The following is a 10,239-nucleotide window of genomic DNA, read 5'->3' on the forward strand; positions in this document are numbered from 1 at the left end:
AGGGCACGCTCGGGCAGCCGATCGGCCAGGCCCCGCACATCGGCGAGAAGGTCCGGCATCCGACGATGCGCAGCCGCGGCCGGGACATCGCTGAAACGCCTCTCAGGCGCCCTCAGCCATGTCCGCGCAGTCACATCCCCGATTCGCGACTCCAGGCCGCCGAATCGCGCCGACCGCAGGGTCTACTCACCGCCGGCTTGCTGGTGGGCCTGGGCCGGGGACGCCAGCTCCGCCCTGCTGGTCACCCCCAGTGTGCGGCCTGCTTGCTCGATGAGTCCGGTCACGTCGTGCGGGGTGAGGAGCAGGGCCTGGGCGATCTGGCGGTCGCTGTGGCCTGCGCGCAGGAGTTCGACCAGCCGGTGTTCGGTCAGGGAGAGGCTCGGGGCCGCCGGTGGGGCCGGCTTCGCGCGCACGCCTGCCGTGGCGAGCGCTCCGCGTACTTGGCCACCCAGCAGGACGCTGCCGCAGGTGTCCGCGAGGCGGAGCGCTTGGGTGAGGGCCTGGCGGGCCTCGTCGGTGTCACCGCCGCGCAGGAGGGCGGTGCCAAGGCTGTAGTGGGCGCGGGCCAGTTCCAGTCGGGCGGGGGACCGTTTCAGCACGGCCACGGCGTCGCGCAGGAGGGCCTGCCCGCTGTGTCCGCCACGGATGACGCCCAGACAGCGTGAGGCCATCCCGATCGCTCGCTCGGTGCCCCATCGGTGGGCCAGCTCCAGTTCCTCGGTGGCCAGTTGGAGCGCGTCCGTCCGCTGTCCGAGCGTGAGGTGCAGCAGGGCCGCCCGCGACCGCCAGGGCGCCCCGGCCAGGCTCATGACCTGTGCCCGGTTCTCCTGCGTGCCGTACTCGTGCAGGACGGCCAGGGCGGCGGCCGGGTTGCCCCGCGCCGCGTGCAGGCGGCTGCGGGCGAGGAGCGCCGGGCCCTGCCAGGTCCAGCCCACCCGGTCGAAGTCGGCGTCCGCGGTGAGCACCGCCGTCGCCGAGGTCAGATCGCACCGCTCGATCAGCGACTCCCCCACCTGGGTCGTCATCGACAGCCTGACGCGAGGCTCCAGGCCCTGGTCCGCCGTGGTGGCGGGGTGTCCGAAGTCGGCGGTGAGCGGGAGCTGCCGGCCGCGGCGGGCCTGGACGAGCAGTTGCCAGGTCAGCGCGGACGAGACCATCAGGAACGACCCCCACCGGCCACCCGTGTCGCCGATGCGGTCGAAGCGCGCGACCGCGTCGTCGAGCCGGTCGGTGGCCACGAAGGCCAGCCCGGCGAGGCTCACGAACATGTGGGACGCGTCCGCCGCGACCAGTCCGCCGCGCAGGGCCCGGTCGAGGAGGTCGTTGGCGACCTGGGCGCTGGCCTCCCCGGTGGTGGCCCAGGCGGACAGCGCGGCCAGGACCACGCACTCACCAGGGGTGTCCCCGGTCAGCTTGTGGTCCCGCAGCCGGCGCGCGTGCCGGCGTGCGGCGGGGAGCGTGGACAGCTGGTCGTAGCCGATCAGCAGCATCTGCGCCTGAAGGAACCATGACACCTCACGGGCAAGGCCGATGCCGTCGTCGGTCTGCTCCAGATCGTCCACCGCGCGGGCGAGGACGTCGACGGCGCGCTCGTGCTCATGGCTGAGGAACAGTGCGCTGGCGAGCAAAGAGGCCGCCTCGGCCAGCGCGTACGGGTCGGCCAACGCCGTCGATGCCTGCGTCAGGTGGTGCCTGGCCGCGCCGACGTCGATCTGCATCTCGTCCTTGCCCAGCTCCAGCAGCAGGGGACCGCGCTCTTCGACGGACAGCGGCTCGCGCAGAGCCCGGCGCAGATAGGCGGAGGTGACCTCCGGAGCCCCTCGGCCACGAGTCGCCCGCGCCGCCTCCCGCAGGACGTCCACCCACCAGCTCTCACCGCCCGGTTCGGCCAGCAGCAGATGGGCCGCCACCAGGTCGTCGGCCGCGCCGTCGCTCCGCAGCAGTCCGGCCGCCCGCGCGTGACCGGCGGCCAGTTCGACCGGCCCCAGGACGGCTTCGGCGACGGCGGTGCGGACCAGGGCGTGCCGGAACCGCACCGGCTCGCCCGGCGCCAGCACGCCGATCTGCCGCAGCCTGCCGTTGAGTTCCCGTGCCGTCGGCTCGCCCAGCCCCGCCAGCTCAGCCGCGACGTTCCAGGTGGCGTCGTCCCCCAGCACGACCAGGGCCCGGGCCAGGCGAAGGACCGGCTCCGGCTCGTCGGCCAGCCGTTTGACGACGGTTTCGGCCAGGATGCGGCCCCGGAACTCCGCCACCAGATGGGCCTGGTTGTCGGTGGCGCCGATCTGGTTGTCGGCCAGGGTCCGCAGCAGTTCGTGCAGCAGCAGCGGGTTGCTTCCGGTGGCCGAGGCGCACGCGGCGACGAACCGTGGTTCGCCGGGCCCCAGGCTCGCCCGCACCAGGCGGGTCACACTGTCGATGTCCAGCCCGGGCAGGTCGATCCGCCGACAGTAGGGCTGTGCGGCGATCCGTTCCAGCATCGGCCCGGCCCCGGCACCGTCGTCCGGCCGCCCCGCCAGCACCAGCAGCAGGGGCAGACCCCGCAGCCGCCGCGCCAGGTATTCGAGCCACCGCGCCGACGGTCGGTCCGCCCAGTGCACGTCGTCGACCACCAGGGCGAGCGGCCCCTCGTCGGCGGCATGCACCGTCAGCCAGTACAGGCTGTGCAGGAGGCCCAGCGACGCCTCGGGCGACAGCTCACCGGTCCCCTCCACACTCAGAGCGTGCGACGCCAGCTGCGCCGGACCCGACAGCAGCCGTGCCCGCCCCTCGTCACCGGCTCGGGCCAGCAGGGGCTCGACCAGTTGCCGCAGCACCGCGAAGGCGAAGCCCTGCTCCAGCTCCGCCCCACTCGCGGACACCACCCGGATCTCCCCCGGCTGCTGGACGCCCGCCCACGCGTCAAGCAGCGCGGTCTTCCCCGTCCCCGCGCCCGCCCGCATCAGCACCACGCCGCCCCGGCCCGCCCGTGCCTCGGCGGCCGCACGTTCCAGGACCATCAGCTGGTCCTGGCGGCCGAGCAGGCCGGGCGGCGTCGCGCTGCCGTCGGCGGGAGGGATCGCCTGCCTGCCGGGGCGGCCCGCCGCGAGCAGCGCGGCGGCGTCGGCCTCGCCCAGTCCCAGCGCCGACACCAGCAACTGTGCCGTGCGGCGCTGCGGACGTGCTCGCCGGCCGCGCTCCAGGTCCCGGATGGACCGGGCCGCCATCCCGGCGGCCTCGGCCAGCTCCTCCTGGGTCAGCCCCGCGGCCCGGCGGAAGACCAGCAGCATCTCACCGAACGTCGTCAACTCCCGTGCCCCCCGCACTACTTCGTCTGCCCGAAGCATCCGGGCGAGGACCCCGACGCCTCGCCGTTCAGCGGATGGTACTCACCGGCGATCACCACATACCGGCCGCCCTCCCTTTGACCGTGTACTGGCGAGCAGGAGCACCAGGAAGAACAACCGGACGGATCACCGGAAGAACCGCGCGGGAACCTTCCGGTGCCAAAGCCGGTCCCGTCATCCGCGTCGGCCGGACCGGCAGCGGCGGCACGCCCGGGGACAGGGACTGGGCCGCTCTCGTTGTGCGAAGAGGGAACTTCACCGCGCCGGGAACGACGGCCCTGCCCGTGTTGCCGCCCAGGGCCCTGCCCAACTCTCGTCCCGACAACGGCCTCCGGCGGGCCGGACAGCCTCGTTTCCCGCGGTCGTTGCGGTCGCACAATCGTGAAGGACGCGTCGGCCCGTTTTCCCGTGGCGACCGCCGCCTCCAGTGCTGCCGCTTTGGATCAACTGCGCGTTTCGCACGGCTACTTGCCCACTACGGTGACGCTCGCTGAACCGGCCGGGACACTTTTCGGCTGGCAGCCGGACTCTGGGGGGAACCGTGTCGCAAGGGACAGCCGTCGTATGTCCGACCCCGACGGCGGAAGACCGGTGAGCGTCGGCGGACCGCTGGTCGTGCCGGTTCACCTCGACGCGCTGTGCCTGGCCGGCGATCTCGATGTGCGGGGACCGGACAACGACTTCAGCCGGCTCCCGTACCGCGACCCGGCGACCGGTCTGGACCAGAACGAGGATCTCCCGTACGTCAGCGAGATCATGGTGCGGACCCCCTTCCAGGACGAGGACTTCCGGCTCAGGGCCGGCATCCATCTCCACTGGGCGCTGCCCGACGGCCTGACCCGGATGGTCCAGCGCGAGGACGGCACCACCGCCGTCCCGGCGGTGCCGAACCGCTGGCTGGTGACCCGGAGCAGAGACGGGCGGGTGGAGGAGGAGTGGGTCGTCGAGAGCGACTACCTGTCCGACGACAATCCCGCCGCGGTCCGCTATCCGGTACCCGGCCCGGGCCGGCCGTACCGGCGGCTCGGCCGGAAGCTGCCGCTCGATGTCTGGAGCCGCTCCACCGACCGCTCGCGGTATCTCCCCGAGTTGACCGCGGTCGGCTACGGGGAGCCCACCTTCGCGGCGCAGTACGCCAACTGCCACAGCGTCTTCGGCTTCCACGACCCCGACTATCCGGGCGTCCCGCCGAAGGGCCTGCGCTACGAGGTGCTCGGCTGGTACGACGACCCCGGCCAGGATCCCGCCACCGCGCTGGGTGACGGCTCGGCGGCACCGGACGTGCGCGGCTGGCAGGAAGCGGCCCGGCTCCGGTTCGGCTGGACGGCGCCCTCGGCTGGTCCCGACGCTCCGGCACCGGGCCGGGTGGTCTGCTACGCACGGCTGACCTTCGCGGCCACCGGCATCGAGCCGAGTCCCCTGCTGTCCGACGCGGACGACGAGACCGGCGTCTGCGTCGGGAACACCGCCACCGAGGCGCTCGCCGCGCACCTGGGAAGCGTTCTGCCCACCGAGTCCGCCGACCGGGTGGAGGAACTCCTGGAGGCGCTGGCCTTCGCCGACGAGCTGGAGTCGAAGCCGCTGGACCTCGGCTTCGGCCTGAACGAGTCCCGGCACTCCGCCACCTTCCACGACGTGCCCTCCGGCATCCAGTGGTCCCTGCGGCGGCAGGACGACACCGACGGCGTCACCGCCGAGCACAAGCAGGCACGCGAACAGCTCACCGTGCCCCACGCGTTGAGCGACCTGCTGAACCTCCTGAACACCGCCCAGGCCGACCTGGACCGGGCACGCCATCAACTGACCTCGGTGCGAGAGCAGTTGTTCGCGGACTGGTACAAGTACCAGCTCTGCGCCTATCCGTACGACGCCCTGGTGGACTCGTATCCGGACCAGGACCAGGTGGCGTTCTTCCTCGGGCGCACGATGGGTCTGCTCGACCAGGACTCCGGGAGGGCCGAACTCCTGGCCCAGCGGCTGAGCGACGCGCGCACGGCCGTCGACAGCTCGCTGAAAAATTTCAACGCCGTCGCCGTGGGCGCTCGCAGCACCTTCGTCCTGCACGAGATTCCCGCTCCGTCGTACCAGCTCCCCAATGATCCCGTGGTGCTGCTCACCGGGCAGGCGGCCACTCCCGGTGACCGCCACGGCCAGGACGGGACGCTGCATCCGCAGGGGCTGCTGGAGTGCGCCCTGTCCGCCGAGGGCCAATCGGACCTGGCCACGCCGAAAGCCGTGCGGGCCCTGCGGGCGAGTGCCGTCGCCGCCGTGGCGAAGCTGCCGGTGCCGAACTTCGCGGTCACCGAGTGGACCGGCCCGTCCTGGCATCCCACGGTGCTGGAGTGGGAGGTGGAGTTCTTCCCCGCGACGATCGGCAACAACAACGATCCGCGCGACCGCGCTTACAGCGAGGACTTCGTCACCGGCAACTATGTCCTGCCGCCCCGTGACGTGGAGCTGCAGCCGATCCGGCAGATACCGGACAAGGGCGCCAACGTCTACACCGGTACGACGATCCTGTCGCCGGGCGCCCGGCCGGTGCTGTCCTCCCGGGTGCTGCGCTACCTACAGGGCGCTGTGCTGCCGCTCCACAACGCGTCGGGGCGGCCCGAGGTGACCCGCGAGGCGTTCCTGGCGGACCCCGCCGGCGTGCTCGACTGGTTCGACTCCCACGGGAATGACCAGCGGCTGGCTCTGCTGGTCCGGATCTACCGGCATCTCGCGGAGCACGAGGACAGCAACCTGTCCGCCGCCTTGAACGGGTTCAACGACGCCCTGCTCATGCGCAAGCTCACCCGTCAGCTCCCGATAGCCGATCCGCTTGGCTTCCCCGACCACCAGCGGTTCGCCGCCGACGTGGCGCAGGCGGTGGGCGGGCAGACCCGGCACGCGCCGCAGCCGCTCAGCGGCTTCAACCCGATCCGCGCGGGTGCGCTGCGGGTGCTGCGGCTGCGGATCCTCGACAACTTCGGCACCGCCCAGGACGTGAACGCCGACCGGATCCGGACCACGGCACAGTTGCGGATGCACGAGCAGCCGGACTGGGTGGCGATGCCGCCCCGGCTGGCCCAGCCCGCACGGCTGTCGTTCGAGTGGCTCGACGCGGAGGACGACATCAGGCAGACCAACGGTCTGCCGGACACCTCCCCGATCTGCGGCTGGCTGATCCCCGACCACCTCGACGCCGGTCTCGCCGTGTACGCCGCCGACGGTTCGGCGATCGGCGCACTGCACGCCCTGCCGGACGCCGCCCAGCCGCAGTCCGCCCAGTGGCGGGAGCTGCCCGGGGGCGCTTTCGGCCCGATCGGGGCGATCGCCAACCCTCATCTGCGGGCGGTCGTGCAGCGTCTGCACGACACCGGGCCGGCTGCTCTGGGCACGTTCCTGGAGGATCTGGACGCCACCCTTCAGTACATCGAGCCGGAGGACTACGCCCAGCACCGGGGCCGGGCCGTGCTGATGGGCCGGCCGCTGGCGGTGGTCCGCGCGCGGGTGTCGCTGGAGCTGATGGGCCGGCCGGCCAATCACCAGGACTGGAACGTCTTCCGGCAGGACATGGGCCGCGCCTGCCGGGAGACCGACGACTTCCCGTCGGTCCGCTTCCCGGTCAGGATCGGCGAGCACCAAGTCCTCGACGACGGGGTCCTCGGGTTCTGGCTGGAGGACTCGGCGCAGCGCCTCGGCCCCCTCTGGCACGACGTCCGCTCCCCCGAGGACCCGCTGGTCCAAGCGCTCGACGCGCCGCCGCAGTACCTGACCATGCTGATCGACCCACGGGGCACGGTGCACGCGACGGCGGGGATCCTGCCGACCCGTTCGCTGCGGATCCCGGCCGGGATGTTCCGGGACGCCCTGGAGGGCATGGCCGTCAGTTTCCGCACCGCGCCGGTCCTCACCGACGCGGACCATCTCGCCGTACCCCTGCCGGACGAGCCCGGTTACGCCTGGTCGTGGCAGGAACAGCGGCGGACCGGCCGGTTCGAGCAGGCCGATCCGCCACGGCCCGACGCCCGGTTCCCCGCTCGGGCGACCCTGCGCGAGGGCTGGCTGACGCTGCGTCCGGTGCGCGAACCGCAGAACGACCAAGGAGCACGATGATCACCCTGGAGCTGACGCTCGCCGAGACCAACCTCCTGCTGGAGGCCCTCGGTACCCAGCCGTACGCGCAGGTGTACGAACTGATAGGCAAGATCCACCAGCAGGCGGAGAAGTCCGCCGCGGCCCAGGACGGAGCCGCGGAATGACGGCCAACCTGGTGCTGCACTGGCACCTGGACGCCCTGACCTCGAACAACCAGGTCACGGACAGCTCCGACAACCATCTGGCCGGCACCGTCGCCGGGAAGCCGGGGACACGCCCTGACGACCGGTTCGGCAGCGTACTGGCGTTCGACGGCACCACCGTCCAGGTGACCGGTGCCGAGACACCACTACTGAAACTCGGCGCGTACACGGTCGAGGCATGGGTCAACCCGTCGGCCAAGAGGGCCGCACGGGTGGGCCTCGTGGCGAAGGCGCAGGGCGACTTCGCCGTCGTACTCGACGCGGACGGCACGCTCAGGCACCGGTTCGCCACCACAGGGAAGCCCGGCGACGGGCACGCCACCGCGCCCGGGGCCGTAGCGACGGACTCATGGCACCACGTGGCCTGCGTCAACGACGGGCACACCGCCCGTATCTATGTCGACGGGGTCAAGGCGAGCGAGTACGCGTTCACCGGTGACCGGGCCACCGCCCAGAGCCCGCTGCTGGCCGGCACGGACGGGACGGGCCGGTACACCGGGCTGCTGTCCCACGTACGGATCTACGACAACGCGCTCAGCCAGGCCGAGATCCAGCGGGACATGGCCGACGACGAGGCGTCGCTGGCCGCGTTCGTACGGGCGCATCCGCTGGACTTCGCCCTGCTCGACGTGGACCAGCAGCCGGTGCTGTTCATCGACGACAACCCCGCAGGGCAGCCGATGATCCTGCGGCTGACCAACACCTCCCGGCAGGACATCGAGCTGCGGACCCTGGCGGGCCCGGTGTCGGCCACCGAGCACCACGTCGCGCTGCGGCTGCGCCCGGGCACCATCACGGCCCCGCCCGAACCGGCCGTCGCCGCGTCCGAGTGGACGCTGCTGCGGGCCCCGGACCCGGCGACCGGCGGAACGGTGCTGTATCTGGGGGCGCCCAAGGCCATGGTCATCGGACGGGGCACGTCCTTCGACGTGGCGCTGAAGGGGCTGGCGGCCGACGGGGGCCGCGGGACCCGTGGCACCCGGGTGGAGCTGACGCACCAGCGGATGCGGTACGCGGGTGAGCAGAGCGAACTGACCGGGCAGCGCACCGCGTTCCTCGACATCGTCAACCGGCGGGGCCGCCGTGACATCCCGCTCGCGATCGGGTTCGTCGGCGGAAACCGGGTGCTCAGCGACGGCGTCACACCGAACACCCTGAGTTTCCGCATCGCCAACCGGTCGAGGGACACCTCACTCTCCCTGGCCGGCGCCTCGTTCACGCTCTCGTACGACCTTCAGGAGGCCGGCGAGACCCACGAGTGGGCGCTGACGAGCGCGGGTACGGCGGCCGGCACGACGCTGGACGGCCTGAAGGCCAGCGGGGTCGGTTCCGACTGGACGATCGCCTCGGAGAGACTCGGGCAGCGCGTCGAATGGACGCTGACCCCCCAGTCGGCCACCGCGTTCGGGCCCGACGGGACGCTGGTGGTCAAGCTGTCCCAGGTGATCGCGGTTCCGTCGCTCGGCCTGGCGCCGATCGTCGTCGGCTACCGCAACGTGCCGGGGTACCAGGACGGCTCGGTGACCCTGTTCGCCGAGAAGTCGCCGCTGCTGTACAGCCAGCAGAACACCGGTGTCGGCACCGTCACGCCCGAGGCGAGGCTGCACATCGTCAACGCCAACCAGGACGCGAACGGAAACACCCTCGTCCTCGGTCCCACCAACCAGTCGAACCTGCGGCTCGGTTACCACCAGAACTACAGCTGGGCGCAGTCGCACGGCTCGAAGCCGCTGGCCCTCAACCCGTTCGGCAACAACGTCGGCATCGGCACCACGGCACCGGGCTCCAGGCTCACGGTCAGTGCCGACGCCGAACACCTGCAACTGCGCCGGGAGTCGAACGCGGGCGGCGGCAAGCGGCTCTACCTCGAACTGTTCCAGGAGGGCGGCCCCAGCACGGTCTACCCCTCGCTGCGTTTCCATCACGGCGGCAGTTTCTGGCACCGCGTCGAGGGCAGGCCCGAGGGGCTCATGTTCAAGACCGGCGACCTCAACAGCGACGATTTCTCCGACGTGTTCGTCCAGACCGCCGTGGTGAAGGGCCTGCGCAGCGGGCTGCCCGCGAACACGCCGCTCGTCGCTGACACCGGCAGCGGGCACCTCCAGGTGCGCCGGCAGAACGCGACGGCCGACACCGTCGACGGGAAGGCGCTGTACCTGGAGCTGTTCCAGGACAGCACGAGTCCCATGACCTTCCCGGTGCTGCGTTTCCACCAGCACCAACGCTTCTGGCACCGCATCGAGGCCAGGCAGGAAGGGTTCACGTTCAAGACCGGCGACCTCAACAGCGACGACTTCTCCAACGTGTACGCCAACACCGCGGTCGTGAACAGCCTCCAGATCGGTGGCGTCACCATCGGCGCCGGCGAACTCCAGATCCTGAAGAAACTGGCGGACGGGCACCTGGAGTTCGACCTGCGGAACGTGGTGCACGACGAATACGCCTTCGCCGGCTTCAACTTCATCGGCGACAACCGGCGCGCCATGGCCACCTGGGCCACCAAGGGCGAGCGGGTGACCCAAGGACGCTGGCAGATCTCCTTCCCGGGATGAGGTGACGGATGCCCCCGAGCAAAAAGAAGCGCAAGAGATCCGAGGAACCCGCAGAGGAGGAAATACAGCCGCGAAAGCCTC

The 10,239-nt window shown here is 71.6% G+C and carries 4 protein-coding genes; 3 read left to right on the forward strand and 1 reads right to left on the reverse strand.

What is annotated here, in order from left to right; translation table 11 throughout:
* Positions 1-182 precede the first annotated feature (182 nt).
* Positions 183-3,284 (reverse strand): AAA family ATPase, encoded by a 3,102-nt coding sequence (locus OHS71_RS06440; RefSeq protein ID WP_328477689.1) that lies wholly within the window; start codon positions 3,282-3,284, stop codon positions 183-185.
* A gap of 603 nt (positions 3,285-3,887) precedes the next feature.
* Between OHS71_RS06440 and OHS71_RS06445 the strand changes: the two genes are divergently transcribed.
* Genes OHS71_RS06445 through OHS71_RS06455 form a run of 3 tightly spaced genes read left to right on the forward strand, consistent with a single transcriptional unit; the run spans position 3,888 to position 10,158 of the window.
* Positions 3,888-7,421 carry a hypothetical protein gene (locus OHS71_RS06445; RefSeq protein ID WP_328477691.1) on the forward strand — a complete coding sequence of 1,178 codons (3,534 nt, stop codon included), beginning with the start codon at positions 3,888-3,890 and terminating at the stop codon, positions 7,419-7,421.
* Positions 7,418-7,567 (forward strand): hypothetical protein, encoded by a 150-nt coding sequence (locus tag OHS71_RS06450; RefSeq protein WP_328477694.1) that lies wholly within the window; start codon positions 7,418-7,420, stop codon positions 7,565-7,567. Before OHS71_RS06445 ends, OHS71_RS06450 begins: the two co-directional genes overlap by 4 nt.
* A complete protein-coding gene (locus tag OHS71_RS06455) occupies positions 7,564-10,158 on the forward strand; it encodes a LamG domain-containing protein (RefSeq protein WP_328477696.1) in 2,595 nt (864 codons plus the stop codon). The genes OHS71_RS06450 and OHS71_RS06455 overlap by 4 nt, the downstream gene beginning before the upstream one ends.
* The last annotated feature ends 81 nt before the right edge of the window (positions 10,159-10,239 follow it).

Origin of the sequence: Streptomyces sp. NBC_00377, assembly GCF_036075115.1 — a bacterium.
GTDB lineage: Bacteria > Actinomycetota > Actinomycetes > Streptomycetales > Streptomycetaceae > Streptomyces.

What these genes read in the sequence shown, in the direction of transcription:
- OHS71_RS06445 (WP_328477691.1), top strand. Translation starts at nt 3,888, where the DNA reads ATGTCCGACCCCGACGGCGGAAGACCGGTGAGCGTCGGCGGACCGCTG.
- OHS71_RS06455 (WP_328477696.1), top strand. Translation starts at nt 7,564, where the DNA reads ATGACGGCCAACCTGGTGCTGCACTGGCACCTGGACGCCCTGACCTCG.
- OHS71_RS06450 (WP_328477694.1), top strand. Translation starts at nt 7,418, where the DNA reads ATGATCACCCTGGAGCTGACGCTCGCCGAGACCAACCTCCTGCTGGAG.